Origin of the sequence: Actinokineospora guangxiensis (genome assembly GCF_042657845.1) — a bacterium.
GTDB lineage: Bacteria > Actinomycetota > Actinomycetes > Mycobacteriales > Pseudonocardiaceae > Actinokineospora > Actinokineospora guangxiensis.
The window spans coordinates 211,438-227,622 of record NZ_JBHSKF010000006.1; the positions used below are offsets into that span (position 1 = coordinate 211,438).

At 71.3% G+C, this 16,185-nt stretch carries 15 protein-coding genes; 4 read left to right on the forward strand and 11 right to left on the reverse strand.

Going from position 1 to position 16,185, the window contains the following annotated elements; genetic code table 11:
- Positions 1-58 precede the first annotated feature (58 nt).
- From ACFPM7_RS15205 to ACFPM7_RS15235, 7 genes are all read right to left on the reverse strand, one after another.
- Positions 59-1,150 carry a glycosyltransferase family 9 protein gene (locus ACFPM7_RS15205; protein WP_378248257.1) on the reverse strand — a complete coding sequence of 364 codons (1,092 nt, stop codon included), beginning with the start codon at positions 1,148-1,150 and terminating at the stop codon, positions 59-61.
- Between the two features lie 39 nt (positions 1,151-1,189).
- Entirely contained in the window at positions 1,190-1,867 is a 678-nt protein-coding gene (locus ACFPM7_RS15210; RefSeq protein ID WP_378248258.1) for a Clp protease N-terminal domain-containing protein, read from the reverse strand.
- Between the two features lie 50 nt (positions 1,868-1,917).
- Complete coding sequence (gene mptB / locus ACFPM7_RS15215) at positions 1,918-3,456, reverse strand: polyprenol phosphomannose-dependent alpha 1,6 mannosyltransferase MptB (protein WP_378248259.1); 1,539 nt, start codon at positions 3,454-3,456, stop codon at positions 1,918-1,920.
- A gap of 510 nt (positions 3,457-3,966) precedes the next feature.
- Positions 3,967-4,617 (reverse strand): hypothetical protein, encoded by a 651-nt coding sequence (locus ACFPM7_RS15220; RefSeq protein ID WP_378248260.1) that lies wholly within the window; start codon positions 4,615-4,617, stop codon positions 3,967-3,969.
- Between the two features lie 1,948 nt (positions 4,618-6,565).
- The gene (locus ACFPM7_RS15225) at positions 6,566-7,276 is read right to left on the reverse strand and encodes an MSMEG_4193 family putative phosphomutase (RefSeq protein ID WP_378248261.1); all 711 of its coding nucleotides are present in this window, start codon (positions 7,274-7,276) and stop codon (positions 6,566-6,568) included.
- Between the two features lie 24 nt (positions 7,277-7,300).
- Positions 7,301-8,128, reverse strand: coding sequence for an undecaprenyl-diphosphate phosphatase (locus ACFPM7_RS15230; protein WP_378248262.1), 828 nt, complete (start codon positions 8,126-8,128; stop codon positions 7,301-7,303).
- Positions 8,125-9,174 carry an LLM class F420-dependent oxidoreductase gene (locus ACFPM7_RS15235; RefSeq protein WP_378248263.1) on the reverse strand — a complete coding sequence of 350 codons (1,050 nt, stop codon included), beginning with the start codon at positions 9,172-9,174 and terminating at the stop codon, positions 8,125-8,127. The genes ACFPM7_RS15230 and ACFPM7_RS15235 overlap by 4 nt, the downstream gene beginning before the upstream one ends.
- An 83-nt stretch (positions 9,175-9,257) precedes the next feature.
- Between ACFPM7_RS15235 and ACFPM7_RS15240 the strand changes: the two genes are divergently transcribed.
- Positions 9,258-10,235, forward strand: a complete 978-nt coding sequence (locus tag ACFPM7_RS15240) for an aldo/keto reductase (RefSeq protein ID WP_378248264.1) — start codon at positions 9,258-9,260, stop codon at positions 10,233-10,235.
- A gap of 191 nt (positions 10,236-10,426) precedes the next feature.
- Here ACFPM7_RS15240 and ACFPM7_RS15245 read toward each other — a convergent pair whose 3' ends face one another.
- Positions 10,427-10,801 (reverse strand): hypothetical protein, encoded by a 375-nt coding sequence (locus ACFPM7_RS15245; RefSeq protein ID WP_378248265.1) that lies wholly within the window; start codon positions 10,799-10,801, stop codon positions 10,427-10,429.
- Between the two features lie 205 nt (positions 10,802-11,006).
- Between ACFPM7_RS15245 and ACFPM7_RS15250 the strand changes: the two genes are divergently transcribed.
- Positions 11,007-11,963: a YncE family protein gene (locus tag ACFPM7_RS15250; RefSeq protein WP_378248266.1), complete on the forward strand. Its 957-nt coding sequence runs from the start codon at positions 11,007-11,009 to the stop codon at positions 11,961-11,963.
- Entirely contained in the window at positions 11,960-12,172 is a 213-nt protein-coding gene (locus ACFPM7_RS15255; protein ID WP_378248267.1) for a DUF5703 family protein, read from the forward strand. Before ACFPM7_RS15250 ends, ACFPM7_RS15255 begins: the two co-directional genes overlap by 4 nt.
- On the opposite strand, the gene ACFPM7_RS15260 is transcribed toward ACFPM7_RS15255, so the two are convergent.
- A complete protein-coding gene (locus ACFPM7_RS15260) occupies positions 12,165-12,662 on the reverse strand; it encodes a DUF2231 domain-containing protein (protein WP_378248268.1) in 498 nt (165 codons plus the stop codon). The genes ACFPM7_RS15255 and ACFPM7_RS15260 overlap by 8 nt on opposite strands.
- Positions 12,663-12,821: 159 nt before the next feature.
- Entirely contained in the window at positions 12,822-14,153 is a 1,332-nt protein-coding gene (locus ACFPM7_RS15265; RefSeq protein WP_378248269.1) for a M20/M25/M40 family metallo-hydrolase, read from the reverse strand.
- Between the two features lie 258 nt (positions 14,154-14,411).
- On the opposite strand from ACFPM7_RS15265, the gene ACFPM7_RS15270 reads away from it, so the two are divergent.
- Positions 14,412-14,894, forward strand: coding sequence for a hypothetical protein (locus ACFPM7_RS15270; RefSeq protein ID WP_378248270.1), 483 nt, complete (start codon positions 14,412-14,414; stop codon positions 14,892-14,894).
- 4 nt (positions 14,895-14,898) lie between these two features.
- Here ACFPM7_RS15270 and ACFPM7_RS15275 read toward each other — a convergent pair whose 3' ends face one another.
- Entirely contained in the window at positions 14,899-16,185 is a 1,287-nt protein-coding gene (locus ACFPM7_RS15275; protein WP_378248271.1) for a M1 family metallopeptidase, read from the reverse strand.

Here is a 16,185-nt window from a genome sequence, read left to right on the forward strand (position 1 = left end):
CGAACTCCAGCAGCTCTCGGCCACCGCGTCCACGCGGTCGTGCACGCCCACCACCGCCTCACGCGGTGAGCGCCCGAGCCAGCGTGTCATCCAGCGACCACGTCATCAGCGGGTTGCCCGGGTCCAACGCGGCACGTGCCCTGGCGTGCTCCACCAACGCCTGCCCGTAGTCCACCCGCCCTGCCACCAGCGCCGCCGTCCGCTCCACGATCTCCCCCAGGTCAGCGGCCACCCGCTCCCGGCTCATGCTCGGCGCGCGCGGCCCGTCGTCCTGCACCAGCGCCGGGTCCGGACCCATGCCGGTGTAGCAGGGGAAACGCGCCACATCGGGCAGCACGGTGTGAAACGGCACGCCGTTGAAGAAGTACTCGGCCCACTTGTTGCCGCCCAGCACCAGCCACGGCGTGCCGACCGCCAACGCCGCCATCCCGAACCCCGAATGCGGCGACACCAGCGCCCCGCACGCCGCCACCCGCTCCAACTGCGCCACCAACGGCACATCCACCGCCAGATCATCGACGCAGCCGGCCAGCTCGGCCATCTCCGCGGCGCTGTAGGTCGTCGCGGTGCGCCCGTCGCCCACCAGCTTGCCCACCAGCAGCAGCCGCACCCCAGGAATGTGCTCGCGCAACCCGTCCATCACCATCCGCCACGACCGCACCGACGGATACAGCGAGCGCTGCGCGCTGCCACCGGGCAGCACCGCCACCCACGGCCCACCCGCCACCACAGCGGGCTCCACCGGGATGCGCAGGTGCTGCCCACGCGCGTACTCCGGCCGCGGCCCCCCGGTGACACCGCGCGCCCCGGCGAAGTACGCGCCCGCCGCGTCGTAGTAGGCCGCCAGACCCGGAAACAGCGCCCGCTGATCCGGCAGGTGCCCACGCACGTCGTCGACCACGAAATCCCAGCCCGCCGGGATGCTCGACAGGTCGAAGCGCGTGGACGTGAACGCGTCCACCTGCACCGTGTACACCTCATCCACCCACGGGCACCGCCGCGCCAGCTCGTGCGCGGTCGCCGCGTTCAGCACCACCCCGATCCGGCGGCCCGGATCGGCCCGGTGGTAGCCAAAGGCGTAGTGCAGCGCCTCCACGGCGTGCCCGACGGGATGGCAGTACACGAAGTTCACCAGCAGCGAGTCACCCACACCCGCCACTCTGCCGCCCCCCGCAACCCGATTTCGCCGCTACCGCAGCCGCGCCTCGATCGCCTCGATGCGCTCCACCAGCGGCTTGAGCGCCGCGGCGATCACCGACGTCGACATCTCCCCGCCCTGGGCACGCAGGTGCCCGTACCCGGCCAGCGCCGCGCTCACCGCGCCGCGAATGGCCCGCACCTCCAGCCCCACCGACCGCAGCGCCGTCGTCGCCGCCCCGTCCGGCTCCGCGGCCAACCCGATCAGCAGGTGCTCGCAGCCCACGTAGTTGTGGCCCAGCGCCGTGGCCTCCACGACCGTCAGCTCCAGCGCGTTGGCCGCGTCCACCCCGAAACGGGCGGTGGCACCGCCGTCCTCCACCCCCGCGGGCAGCGCCGCGCGCACCCGCCCGGGGTCGACATCGAGCGCAGCGAGCACCCGCAGCGCCAGGTTCTGGCCCTCGTCGAGCACCCCGCGCAGCAGGTGCCCCGACCCGACCTCCGGCGCGCCGTCGGCGCGGGCGGCCTCCACCGCCAAGCGGATCGCGGTGCGGGCCCGGTCGGTGAAGCGGGGCAGCTCCAGCTCGGCGTCGAGGTCCGCGGCGCGGATCGCCGCGACCCGGCGCGCGGACTGCTCCAGCGCGCGCTGGCAGATGGCGGAAACGGGCACGCCGGAGTCGCGCACGGCGTCGGCGAGGTCATCGGGCAGATACACGTTGATCTTCGGCATGCCCACCACGCTAACCCCCGTAAGGGTTAGCCGTCTACCCCCACGCGGGGTTAGACGCTGGCCAGCTCGTCGTCGTCCCGGAACAGCCGCAGCGGATCCGGCCGCACCAGCGAGATCCCCGCCAACACCGACACCGCCACCGCACCGGCGATGAACGGCCAGTTGTACAGCAGATCCTCACCACCGGGGGAGAAGGTCAGCACCAGGAACACCCCGACAGCCACCAGGATCGCCAGCTGCCGCTGCTTCCACGCCAACGCCGCGGCGATCACGAAGCCCCAGCTCAGATACCACGGCAGCATCGTCGGCGACAGCACAGCCAGCAACAGCAGCACGAACGCCATCCGCCGCACCGCGTCCGGACCGCCCTCCCGCGAACGCCACCACTGCCGCGCCGCGATCACCACGAACACCACGGCGCCGATCCCGCGCACGATGTTGATGAACCACGACTTGTTCGCGTCCACGAACAGCGACACCACCGTGTGGATGACCTCGCCCACCGCCGTCGGCAGCGACAGCCAGTTCACGATCATCGTCGGCGCCTGCAGCCCGTTGATCCACCCCAGGTCCAACGCCCCCAGCGACAGGAACGTCACCCCCACGAACGTCACCAGGAACGTCGCCACCGCCGCGCAGATCGCCCGCACGAAGTTCCGCACCGGCGTCGACGACAGGTGCCCGGCCCACACCCACACCAGGAACGGCAACGCCACCAGCGCCGTCGCCTTCACCGCCGCACCCAACGTCACCAGCACGATCCCCAACACGTGCTTGCGCTCCAGCACACACACCGTGCCCGCCGCCAGCAGACCCACCATCAGCAGATCGTTGTGCGGCCCACCCACCAGGTGCACCACCGTCATCGGCCCGGCGATCGCCAGCCACAACGTCACCGGCAGCGACCCGCCCAGGTGCTTGACCAGCCTCGGCAGCGCCCACAGCAGACCCACCAGGCCCACCATCAGCACCAACCGCGTCAGAATCACACCGAGGATCATGTTCGTGCCGGTCAGCGACACGATCCCCTTCGCCAACGCGATGAACAGCGGCCCATACGGCGCGGGCGTCGACTGCCAGAACGGGTGCACGTTCTGCACCAACTCCGGCACGCTCAACGCCAACGGCCCCACCTTGTACGGGTCCATCCCGTACAACGGCAAAGCCCCCTGCGCCAGATACGAGAACACATCCCGCGTGAACAACGGCGGCGCGATCAACAGCGGCGCCGCCCAACACGCCGCCGCCACCAGCACCGGCCGAGACCCCACCCGCCCGGCCAACACGTGCCGCCCCAACCGCACCCACGCCCACACCATCAACAAGAACCCGGTGTAGAGCACCAGCGTGGCCAACATCTGCCCATGCCCGAACCGCACCCACGACAACGGCCCGTGCCCCAGCACCGGATCCCGCGCCAGCACCCCGCCCGCGCCAAAAGCGCCCAGCAGGACCATCACACTGCCCACCACCCCGAGCGCGATCGTGCGCACGGGAAGAGGCGGCTTCGTCGCCGCCGGAACGGCGGGAACAGGCTCGTCGGCGACCAAAGAGGCGTCCGTGTCTGGAGTCGGGGCGGCGGCGGTCATCGGGAGATGAGCCTACACAAGGCACATGCGCCCCCTTGACGCAATGGGCCAACCGGCTCCTCTCCACCCCTCCACCCAGGCGCCCCCACACCCCACCCCCACACCCGACCACTCCACATCGCCCCCACTCACCTGCCCCAAGACGATCAAGAAAACCGGCCCCAACCCCCACCACCCCGAACCTCCGTGAGCACCCTCACAAACCCGCACCGAACTGCCTCACACCCCAACCCTGCAACTCCGCACCCCCCAACCCAGCACCCCCGCCCCCACTTGCCATTCCCCTTCAGAGCCCACACCCCAGGCCCCACCCACTTCGCCATCCCACACCGTCACTCAGCCTCCACCCGACTCGACTACCTGACTCACCCACTCAGCCGCACACCTTGGCCAACACCTCCACTCGGCCGCACTCCCCGCTCAGCCGCACCGCACACTCAGCCGTCCTCACCCGCGCTCGGCCGTCCTCCGCACCTGACCCGACTCTCCTGCCCATCCAGTTCCGCGCCCTCACCCGGTGCCCCGCCACGCCGCCCGCCCCACGGCCAGCCGCTCCAAGAACTCCACCGCCCGAGCCACGTCCAGCAACGGCGGCCCCGACCGGTGAACATGCACCGACCCGATCAACAGCGCCGACCGCACCTGCGCCCCCGTAGCCTCCGGAAACATCCCCCACGCCAACGCCCCGGCCCCCGCCACGACCGCCGCGGCCACCCCGTTCCCCGACACCACCCCCATCGGCCCCGGCACCCCCTCCCCCGGCGCCAGCAACCCCCGCTGCGCGTCCTCGAACTCCACGAACCAACTCAACCGCCCCGACCCCGAACACGACGCCACCGGCACCACCCACGAATGCCCCAGCAACTCCACCGGCCCCGCCCCCGCCGCGGCCACCACGATCACCCCAGCAGCCGCCGCCGCATCCAACACCGCCACCAGATCCCGCCGCTCCCGCTCATGCCCATCCCCAATGGGCGTCCCCACCAACACCACCCGAGCCCCATCGGCCACCAACGCCGCCACCGCCACCGCCAACCCACCCGGCGACGCACCCGCGACCCCCGTTGGCTGCACCACCACCGGCGACAACGGACACAAGGCCAACGGCTCAGCCGACAACACAGCAGCCAACACCCCCGCCTCACCGGGCTCAGCCACCATCCCCACCACCACATCCGGCGACCCCGCCCCCCGACGCCGAGCCCCCGACATCCGAACCAGGTCCAACAAAGGCGCACCCACACGAGGCACGGCCGTCACCCCCTCTCCCCGCCGCCCGATATGCGCGCACTGTAACCACCCGAGCGCTCAGAAGTAGTCATCCGAGTGAGTGATGCTCATGCGGCCGAGGGATCACTCACAGTGGGCCCCCGCCAGGCACAACACCCAACCAACCACCAGCCCCCCACCCCGCCTACCAACGACCACCCACCCTTCCCCCTGCCTAGCGTCGTTTACCGAAACCAACCCCACCACCAGGCCCCCGTCCCTCAGAGAGCGATACCAATCCCATCCCTCAGCACGTTGATCCCCACCACCGCCTCAACTCACCCACCCACCGCATCCATCCCCCACACCTCTTCAGCCTCCACGCCCGCCGACCACCAGCCGCATCCGCGCGACCGCGCAATCCCCGATCACCGCCGCCAACCGTCACTCCCCGCCCTCGGCTCCACGCCAACATCCGCCCCACCACAGAAGCCCACCTGTCGAGCCCACCTGTCGAGCCCACCTGTCGAGCCCACCTGGTCGACGCCGACGGCCCACCCATTGCTCCGCCCTCGGCGACCACACCAGCATCCGCCCAGCTCACCACCGCCCAAGCCCACCACTCAGCCCACGCCCTCCTCACCCATGTCTGATCACCACCCACTCCGCCACCCACGGCTCGGTGCTGCGCAGAACCAGCGAAACCCGCACCGACCTGCGCATAGCCACAACGGCATGCCTAGAGCCGCCCACCCGAAAACTCCCGCACCGCCGCCCGCACCTCATCCACCCCCCGCGAGAACAACCGCGTATCCACCGGCAGCCCCGGCCCCGACGCCACCGGCCACACATCCCGCCGATGCATCCCCCGCACCCCCTCGGTCTCCGGAGTCACCCCAGCCCGAACCCGAAACCGCACCGTAGGCCCATCCACCACAACCGCCCGCACCGTCTCCCACGGCAAGAACGCCAACCCCTGCGCCGTCGGCACCCACACCCCCGCCCCATCCATCGCCAACGGCGACTCCCGCCGCCTCCGCTGCGCCGCGAACGTCACCACCTTCGCCCCCGGAACCACCAACCCCACCCCCACCAACACCCCGACCGCACCCCAAGGCACCCCCAGCACACCCAACGCCACCCCGCCCCCAACAACCCCCACCACCGCAACCACCCACGGCACCACCCTCCGCCGCCAAGCCCCCAGATCCACCTCAGCCACGAACCGCACCCCAACAGCCGACATCGACAACCCCGTCCCCGAACGAGTGAACATTTGGCGGCGCACCCTACTTGACCAGGCCAACACCGCCCTCCCCGCCACCCCGCAAACCCACCTCCATTCCGCCCCCGACCACCCCAACCACCCCCGCGACCCCGACCACAGACCCGCACAACCAACTCGCCCCACCCCCGAACCGCACCCACCGTCACCAAGACCACCGCGCCCCGAACCGCTCCTCACCCCTCAGCCAAACCACACGCCGCCAACCACCCCACCACCAGCCGCAGCCCCCAACCAGGCCAACTCGCCACCCAACCCGCACCCGGACCTACCAACTACCTACCTCACGTCACCTCACTGCCCATTCGCCTCAGGCGCCCACTTGCTACAGGCGCCCACTCACCTCACCTCGGCTACCTACGCCTCCACACCTCACCCGCCACAGGCCCTCCCTACCCACCCGCCGCCCCGCAACTCCCCACCTTCACCCCTCACCCCATCCCACAACCATCCCCACCACCCCCTGAAACGAGCAATGGCCGAGCGCCGCTTCCTCGTCGACGCCCGGCCACACTCGCCGCACTCCCCTCCCCCATCATGCCGTCCCCGCCCCACCGGACGCCAACGCGAATTCACCCACCCCGCCCCACCACCGATTCGACACCACGCCCACCGTCACGCACCGTGCCCGGCAGCGGCCCCCGTCGTACCCCCCACCGTCGCATCCCCAGCAGGCTGCCCAGCCGACGGCTCCGGCGGCACCACCCCAGCCAGATCCCCACCACAGTCGTTCATCCGCACCACGAACGGCCGCGACGGCGTGTACCGCACCACCGACACCGACGCCGGGTCCACCACGATCCGCTGGAACGAATCCAGGTGCTGACCCAGCGCATCCGCCAGAATCGACTTGATCACATCACCGTGCGAGCACAACAGCCACACCGCCTGCTCACCGAACTCCGCCGCCACCCGAGCGTCATGCGCCCGCACCGCCGCCACCGCCCGCGCCTGGACCTGGGCCAACCCCTCACCGTCCGGGAACACCGCCGCCGACGGATGCCCCTGCACCACCTTCCACAGCGGCTCCCCCACCAGATCCTTGATCGCCTTGCCCGTCCACGAGCCGTAGTCGACCTCCGACAACCCCGGCTCCACCACCGGCTCCACCCCCCACCGCGCCACCAGCGGCCCCACCGTCTGACGACACCGCGTCAACGGCGACACCACCACCGACCGCACCGGCAGACCCCCCAGCCGGTCCACCAGCCCCGCCGCCTGACCCTCCCCCGTCGCATCGAGGAACACACCCTCACTGCGCCCGGCCAACACCCCCGCGCCATTGGCGGAGGACCGGGCATGACGGAGAAGAACGACGGTGGCCACGCACCCGAGCCTAAGCCGACCCGATCAGGTCGGGCTCACGACCCCGGTCGCCAGCAACGCGCACAGCACCGCACCCAACGCGATCCGGTACCACACGAACACCATGTAGCTGTGCTTCGCCACATACCGCAGCAACCACGCCACACACGCGTACCCCACCACGAACGACACGATCGTCGCCGCGATCGTCTGCGGGATGTCCGCCTGCAAACCAGGCCCGCTGCGGTCCATCACGTCCGGGATCGAGAAGATCCCCGCCCCGAACACCGACGGGATCGCCAGCAGGAACGCGTACCGCGTCGCGTCCTCGCGCCTCAACCCCAGGAACAGCCCCGCCGTCAGCGTCCCGCCCGAGCGCGACACCCCCGGCACCAGCGCCATCGCCTGGGCGAAGCCCATCACCCACGAGTCCTTCAACGTCAGCCGCGTCCGCGCCTGCCGACCCGTCTCATCCGCGATCGCCAGGATCGCCGCGAACACCATCAGCACGATCGCCGTGATCCACAGGTTGCGCAGACCCGACCGGATCTCGTCCTTGAACAGCACCCCCAGCACCGCGATCGGGATCGACCCGTAGATCACGTACCAGGCCAACTTGTAATCCGGGTCCTGGCGCGCCTCCCGCGAGAACAACCCGCGGAACCACGCCTTCAACAACCGCCAGATGTCCTTGGCGAAGTAGATGACCACCGCCAGCTCGGTCCCGAGCTGGATCACCGCCGTGAACGACGCACCCGCGTCCCCGCCGAAGAACAACTCCGACACGATCCGCACGTGCGCCGACGACGAGATCGGCAGGAACTCCGTCAACCCCTGGACAAGGCCAAGAACCAGGGCTTCAAACCACGTCAAGAACCGACTCCCGCACGATCCAGAGCTTCCGCGGCGGTCCGCAGCGCCGCCAGGCTTCGCTCAAGATCTTGCAGGATGGGTGAAACCGTCAGTGTGGTGACCCCCGACTCGGCCAGGGCCTGCATCTTCTCCGCGATCCGCTCCTTGGGCCCCAGCAGCGACGTCTGGTCGACAAACCCCGTCGGCACCGCCGCGGCCGCCCCCGCGTAGTCCTTCGCCAAGTACAGGTCCTGCACCCGCGCCGCCTCGGCCTCGAAGCCCATCCGGCACGCCAGGTTGTTGTAGAAGTTCTGCTCCCGGCTCCCCATCCCGCCCACGTACAGCGCCGCGTACGGCCGCACCGAATCCGCCGCCGCCTCCCAGTCGTCCTGCACCACCAGCGGCATCGTCGGCACCACGTCGAACCCGTCCAGCGACTTGCCCACCTTCGCCCGACCAGCCGCGATCCGCTCCAACGACTCCCGACCGTGCTCCGGCGAATAGAAGATCGCCAACCACCCGTCGGCGATCTCGCCCGTCAGCTCCAGGTTCTTCGGCCCGATCGAGGCCAGGTAGACCGGGATCTCCTCGCGCACCGGGTGCACCGTCAGCTTCAGCGGCTTGCCCGGACCATCCGGCAGCGGCAGCGTGAAGTGCTTCCCGTCATAGGACACCCGCTCCCGGCGCAGCGCCGAGCGCACGATCTCCACGTACTCCCGAGTACGACCCAGCGGCTTGTCGAACTTCACCCCGTACCAGCCCTCGGACACCTGCGGCCCCGACACCCCCAACCCCAGCCGGAACCGCCCACCCGAGAGCGTGTCCAACGTCGCCGCCGTCATCGCCGCCATCGTCGGCCGCCGCGCCGGGATCTGCAGGATCGCCGACCCCACATCGATGCGCTCGGTCTGCGCGGCCACCCACGCCAGCACCGTCGGCGCGTCCGACCCGTACGCCTCGGCGACCCACGCCACCGAATAGCCCAGCCGGTCGGCTTCCCTGGCCAGCGCCAGGTTTGCCGCGTCGTTGCCAGAACCCCAGTAACCCATGTTCAGTCCGAGTCGCACCCGGGTGACATTACCCCCCGGTAGGGCTTGACCGGAGTGGCGTTCCCCGCAAGTTCCCCACCAGCGCCCTAGGGTTACCCGCCGTGGAGCAACGACACCTCGGACGCAGCGGACTGCGGGTCTCCCGACTCGCCCTCGGCACCATGACCTGGGGCCGCGACACCGACGCCGAGGCCGCCGCGGGCCAGCTCGCCGCCTTCACCGAAGCGGGCGGCACCCTCATCGACACCGCCGACGTCTACTCCGACGGCGACAGCGAGCGCCTCCTCGGCACCCTCATCGACGACATCGTTCCCCGCGATGACGTCGTCATCGCCACCAAGGCCGTCGCCCGCCGCCACAGCGGCCCCTTCGGCGGCGGCGCGTCCCGCGGCGCCCTGCTCAGCGCCCTGGAGGACTCCCTCACCCGCCTCGACACCGACCACGTCGACCTCTGGCAGTTGCACGCCTGGGACGCCCACGTCCCCCTGGAGGAGACGCTCTGCGCCATCGACGCCGCCGTCCGCAGCGGCAAGGTCCGCTACGCGGGGATCTCCAACTACAGCGGCTGGCAGACCGCCACCGCCGCCACCCGCTCCGCGCTCACCCCAGGCGCCGCCCCGCTGGTCAGCACCCAGGTCGAGTACTCCCTGCTGGAACGCGGTGTCGAACGCGAAGTCGTCCCCGCCGCCACCCACCACGGCGTCGGCATCCTCGCCTGGGCCCCGCTCGGCCGCGGCGTCCTCACCGGCAAATACCGCGCCAACACCCCCGCGGACTCCCGCGGCGCCTCCCCCACCTGGGGCGGCTACATCGAACAGCACCGCACCGAGCGCGCCGCCCGCATCGTCCAGGCCGTCGCCACCGCGGCCGAAGGGCTCAACACCTCCCTGCTGGCCGTCGCCCTGGCCTGGGTCCGCGACCGCCCCGGCGTGACCGCCCCCGTCGTCGGCGCCCGCGACACCGCCCAGCTCCGCGGCTGGCTCGCCGCCGAATCCCTCGTCCTCCCCCCGGCGATCCGCGCCGCCCTGGACGACGTCAGCAGGCCCGACCTCGCCTACCCCGAACGCCACCTGGACTGATCAGACGCCCCTTTTCTGTGCGTCTTTTGAATGGGTCACCGTTCCGCCCCTCCTAAGTCCCGATGAGTATCACAGTCCACTATCTTGATAGTGAATACCTGATAGTTAACCGAGGGGAGTAGCGCCTCGATCAAGATGGACACAGCATGCGGAGAACCACGGAGAGTCAGCGCTGAGGGCCTGAACGTCGCTCAGGCCGACTCTGAGTCCGTCTCCTCGAAGTACGCGCGCACATCAGCGCGGTACATCAACCGCACAGCCACCACCAGCAACACCGCCCCCACCGCGACCACCCCGAGGTCCACCACTCCCCCGACCATTCCCACCGTCAGCACCAGCGACGCGAACCCACCCGCGCACGCCGCGTTGCGCGCCCACTCCCGCCCGTCCCGCACCCAGTGCAGGAACACCAGCGTCAACGCCACGGAGAGCACCACAAGAGTCGGATCGGCCCCCGTGCGGACGACCTCCAGCACGGTCACGCCCGCCTGGGCCACGAGCAAAGCCACCGCGGCCCGGACCGCCACCGGCGGTTCCACCAGCCGCGGGTCACCGAAGATGGGCAAGTGCATAGGATCGATCGCCATTGATTCCTCCCGCACCTCGGGTGTCGACCCCACGACCTCGGCCGTTACACCCCGACAACCGTCGATCGGCCGGGCGACACAGCCCACATGGACGTGGTCGACCGCCACGCCGTGCGGGATGCTGGAGGTCCGTCCTTTCAGCCGATTCCCTCGGAGGGGTTCGTTGCGCCGTACGGTCGCCGTCGTGGCCACTGCCGTCCTCGTCACGGGCTGCTCGAACGCGCAGCCCCAAGACGAGCTGATGGTCACCACCGACCCGGTGGCCGCCACCGCGGCCCGCTCCCCCGAGCCCGCCGCGACCCCAGCAGGCCAAGTCCTCGACGCGGACCCCGCCACCGCGGCCGCCATCGCCGGGCGCACCCTCGCCGTGGCCACCGGCAAGGGCGTCGACCTCTACGACCTCGACGCCCTCACCGAGGCCCCCCGCCAGGTGGCCCTCCCCGGCCCCACCGAGACCCTGTCCACCGACGGGACCGCCTTCCTCGCCGCCCTGCCCGCCCAGAACGCGGTCGTGCGCATCGAGCCCGGCGGCGCGCTCACCGAGACGCCGGTCGACGGCGCACCCGTCGCCGCCACCCCCCGCCCCGACGGCGCCCTGGTCGCGCTGCGCGGCGGGAAAGGCGTCGCCGTCCTCGGCGAGAGCGGCGTGGCCACGACCCTCTCCGGCGGCCTGCTCAGCGCCGACCAGGTCTTCGCCAGCGGCGACAAGGCCGCCGTCCTCGACCGCCTGCGCAACGCCGTCTTCCGCGTCGACTTCGGCGACGGCGACATCGAGGAGGGCCTGCGCGCGGGCGAGGGAGCCACCAACGGCGTCGCCGACCGGTTCGGACGGGTGCTGGTGGTTGACACCAGGGGCGGCGCCCTGCTGGCCTTCAGCATGGACCCGCTGCTGCTGCGCCAGCGCTACCCGGTCCCCGGCTCGCCGTACGGCATCGCCTACGACGCCGAACGGGACCTGGCGTGGGTCACCCTGACCGCCACCAACGAGGTGGTCGGCTTCGACGTCGCGGGCGGCGAGCCCGAGGAGCGGTACCGGTTCCCCACCGTCGGCCAGCCCAACTCGGTGGCCGTCGACCCTGCGGACGGCAGCGTGGTGGTGGCGTCCGCGAGCGGAGGAGGTGTCCAGGTGATCAAGCCATGACCGAAGGGGTGATCGACGGCGACTGGGAGTACCGGCCGCTGCGGCTGCCGCCTCACGTGTCGCGGGTGACGGCGGCCACCCAGCTGGCCATCCACGCGGAGTTCTCCGGGTGGGAGCTGTCCAACGTGCGCCTCTACGCCGACGGCACCCGCAAGGTGTGGCTGCGCCGCAAGCGCCGCCCCGGCGCCCTGGGCGGCGTGATCACCTAGCGGGGAGGTTGGCGACGCCTTCCCACACCGCGCGCGAGCCCGCCTCGCCGACGCGGAAGACGTGCACGCTCGCCGCCGCCGACAGGCCCACCGCCAGCACCGCGATACCGATGACGACGATCTTCGCCCGGGCCGGGTTGCCGCTCTCGGCGCGCTCGGCGGACTGCTGGGCGGTGTGGGCGATCATCAGGCCGAGCACGGCCAGCAGCTGCGGCGCGACGAAGAAGATGAGCTGGTCGCCCAGCTCGGCGTGCGCCTGGATGAGCGGGTTCTCCGGCAGCCGGTTCTGCAGCAGCTCGCCGCTCTGCGAGGCGATCGGCGTCAGCGCGGTGCCGAGCGCCACCACCCCGGCCACGACCCACCCGATCCGGCGGCGCGCGGCGGGCCAGAACGCGATGACAGCCGTGCCGAGCGCCCCGAGCGGCACGAACACGACCACCGCGTGGATCACGAGCACGTGCAGGGGCAGTCCGTTCACGAACTCCGGCATGGACACCTCCGGTATCGCCGTAGATCAGGCGGTGAGTCTCCCGGAAGTACGGTGTTCTCGCCCATCCGGTTCACCATGTTGCCCCCGAAGTGCGCAGGACCGCCTGCGCCGGGCCGACGAGCGCCCTGGTCGGGCGCGCCCATCGGCCCGGCTCGGCGCTCAGCAGTCGCGCAGGAACCGGTCCAGCACGCGGGTGCCGAACTGCAGCGCGTCGACGGGCACGCGCTCGTCGACGCCGTGGAACAGCGCGCTGAAGTCCAGGTCGGCGGGCAGGCGCAGCGGCGCGAAGCCGAAGCAGCGGATGCCGAGGGAGCTGAACGCCTTGGCGTCGGTGCCGCCGGAGAGCATGTAGGGAATGGCGCGGGCGCCGGGGTCCTCGGCGACGATGGAGTTCGTCATGGCGTCGACCAGGGCGCCGTCGAAGGTGGTCTCGACGGGGGGCAGCTTGCTGACCCACTCCCGCTCGACGTCGGGGCCGAGCAGTTCGTCCAGCTCGCGCTCGAAGGCGGCCTCCCGGCCGGGGAGCACGCGGCAGTCCACGATCGCCTCGGCGACCGACGGGATGACGTTGGCCTTGTACCCGGCGTCGAGCATCGTGGGGTTGGCGGTGTCGCGCAGGGTGGCGCCGATCATCCGGGCGACGGTGCCGAGCTTGCCGACCGTGCCGTCGAGGTCGTCCTCGTCGAAGTCCATTCCGGTCAGCTCGCTCATCGCGGCGAGGAACTCGCGCACGGAGTCGGTCATGACGATGGGGAAGCGGTGCGTGCCGAGCTTGGCGACGGCCTGGGTCAGCTTGGTGACGGCGTTGTCGTCGTGCACCATCGACCCGTGGCCCGCCCGGCCCCGGGTGCGCAGCTTCATCCAGGCGATGCCCTTCTCCGCGGTCTCGATCAGGTAGGCGCGGACGCCGTCCTTGACCGTGATCGAGAAGCCGCCGACCTCGCTGATGGCCTCGGTGGCGCCCTCGAACAGCTCGGGCCGGTTGCGCACCAGCCACTGCGAGCCGTAGTCGCCCGCGGCTTCCTCGTCGGCGAGGAAGGCGAAGATGATGTCGCGCGGGGGGACGATGCCGTCGCGCTTGAAGCGGCGCGCGGTGGCCAGGGTCATGCCGAGCATGTCCTTCATGTCCACCGCCCCCCTCCCCCACACGTAGCCGTCCTGCACGGCGCCGCTGAAAGGGTGCACGGACCACTCGTGCGGATCGGCGGGCACCACGTCGAGGTGCCCGTGCACCAGCAGCGCCCCCCGCGACGGGTCGGCGCCTTCCAGCCGCGCGAAGACGTTGCCCCGGCCCTTCGCGCCGGACTCGACGTAGGTGGTCTCGTACCCGACCTCGGCCAACTTCTCCGCGACGTACTCCGCCGCCGCCCGCTCCCCCACGACGGTCGCCGGGTCCCCGGTGTTGGTCGTGTCGATCCGGATCAGTTCGCTGGTCAGCTCCACGACCTCGGCCTCAGCGACCGAGGTGTCATGCCCGCTCTGCTCGCTCACCCGCCTTTCCTACCACCCACCCACCGCCAACCACGCGATCACCACGACGCACAGGCCGCCCGATCCCTCGCCGACCACCTGGCCCTGCCCGTGCGCTTTGTCTTTCGTCGCGAGTCGCCCGCCTGCCGTTGTCCAAGCGTCCTGGCAAACAGTCCATTATCTTGATAGTGATTAGTGAATAGTAAAGCCAGGGGAGTTCAAGCGGGCAGAGCCTGGTCGTCCTACTCTTGGTAGGAGACCGCCGACAGAGGAGGACGTGTGCCGACGCCCTACGAGACCGCGATCCGCCCCACCCGCGGCACCACCGCGGGCACCGTGCTGCTGGTGCTCGGCACCGCGCTCTCGGTCACGGCCATCGGCTTCGTGGCCTACCTGGTTCTCGGCGATCCGCCCGTGTGGACCTGGTCCCTGCTGGCCATCGCCCCGTGGGGCCCGATCGCGCTCGGCCTGGGTGTCTGGCTGACCCGCCGGGCCCGCCGCACCGCGCGACTGCGCCAGTCCGGCCTGCGCGCCCAAGCCGAGGTGAACGCCATCCGGTCGACCTCATCGCAGTACGGCACCAGCCCTGTGCTGCGCCTGTCCCTCACCGTCGGCGCGAGCGGGACCGTCGACGTGCGCACCGCCGTCCCGGTGCACCTGGTGGGCGCGCTGCGTCCCGGATCGGTGCTCCCCGTGCTGGTGGACCCGCAAGACCCAGGCGTCGTGGAGGTCGACTGGGACGCCGCCGCGCACGTGCTCTGAGCGCTCAGGCCGCGCGCGGCAGCGCGGGCGAGAGCACCCACGCGCTCAGCAGCCCGACGACGTCCCCGTAGGCCGCGCAGTGCGCGAGGAACCCCTCCGTGGTCACTGTCCCGTACGCGTGCCCTTCCACCCAGGCCGCGACCAGCGCCCAGAACCGCTCCTCCCCCAGCCGCCCCCGCAGGGCGTGCAGGGTGAGCGCACCGCGCAGGTACACCCGGTCGTCGAAGAGCCTGTCCACCCCCGGGTCGGCCAGGACCAGGTCCTGCGGGGCCGCCGCGAGTTCCCGCCGGGCGCGGCCCGCGTGGGTGGCGGCGGGTAGTCCCCCGGAGGCTTCCGACCACAGCCACTCCGCGTAGGTCGCGAAGCCCTCGTTGAGCCAGATGTGGCGCCACGCCGCGATCGTCAGGCTGTTGCCGAACCACTGGTGGGCCAGCTCGTGGGCGATCAGCCGCTCCGAGCCGCGCCGCCCGTCGACGTGGTTGGTGCCGAACACCGACAGCGCCTGGGCCTCGACAGGGACGTCCAAGTCGGCGTCGGCGACCACGACCGAGTACTCCGGGAACGGGTACGGCCCGAACAGCGCGCCGAACTCGGCGATCATCCGCTGCTGGCGGGCGAAGTCGTGGCGAGCGGCGGCGGCGGCCCGCGCGGGAGCGGCGACCGTCGTGGGGACCTGGCCGGGGCTGTGGTGCAGGACGTAGCGGCCGATCTGCACGCTCACCAGGTAGGTCGGCGTCGGCGCGGCGAGGCGGTAGACCCACGTGGTGGTGCTGCTCGACCGGCGGGTCGACTCCAGGACGCCGGTCACCATGACCTGGTAGGCCGACGCGGTGGTGACCGCGATCCGGTAGGCGGCCTTGTCCGAGGGGTGGTCGTTGCACGGGAACCAGGACGGCGCGCCGATCGGCTGGGCGGCGACCAGGACACCGTCGTCCAGGTGGTCCCAGCCGATGTCGCCCCACCGGCCGCGGATCGGCGCGGGGTTGCCGGAGTAGCGGATGTCCACGGTGAACGCCGCGCCCGCCGCGAGCGGGCGGGCCGGGGTGACGGTGAGCTTGCCGCCCACGTGGCCGTAGCGGGCGAGCCTGCCGTCCACGGCGACCTTGGCGACCCGCAGCGGCGCGGCGAGGTCCAGGGTCAGCCTGCGCAGCTGGCCCTCGGCCACCGCGACGATCCGGGCGCGCCCGGTGAGTCTGCCCGGCCCCACTCGGTAGTCGATCTCCAGGTCGTACTCGGCGACCCGGTAGCCGCTGTCACCGCTGCGCGGCAGGTAGTCGTCGCGGGCGCCCAT

What these genes read in the sequence shown, in the direction of transcription:
- ACFPM7_RS15210 (WP_378248258.1), bottom strand. Translation starts at nt 1,867, where the DNA reads ATGCCGAAGATCAACGTGTATCTGCCCGATGACCTCGCCGACGCCGTG.
- mptB (WP_378248259.1), bottom strand. Translation starts at nt 3,456, where the DNA reads ATGACCGCCGCCGCCCCGACTCCAGACACGGACGCCTCTTTGGTCGCC.
- ACFPM7_RS15260 (WP_378248268.1), bottom strand. Translation starts at nt 12,662, where the DNA reads ATGCCGGAGTTCGTGAACGGACTGCCCCTGCACGTGCTCGTGATCCAC.
- ACFPM7_RS15220 (WP_378248260.1), bottom strand. Translation starts at nt 4,617, where the DNA reads ATGGTGGCTGAGCCCGGTGAGGCGGGGGTGTTGGCTGCTGTGTTGTCG.
- ACFPM7_RS15255 (WP_378248267.1), top strand. Translation starts at nt 11,960, where the DNA reads ATGACCGAAGGGGTGATCGACGGCGACTGGGAGTACCGGCCGCTGCGG.
- ACFPM7_RS15275 (WP_378248271.1), bottom strand. Translation starts at nt 16,185, where the DNA reads ATGGGCGCCCGCGACGACTACCTGCCGCGCAGCGGTGACAGCGGCTAC.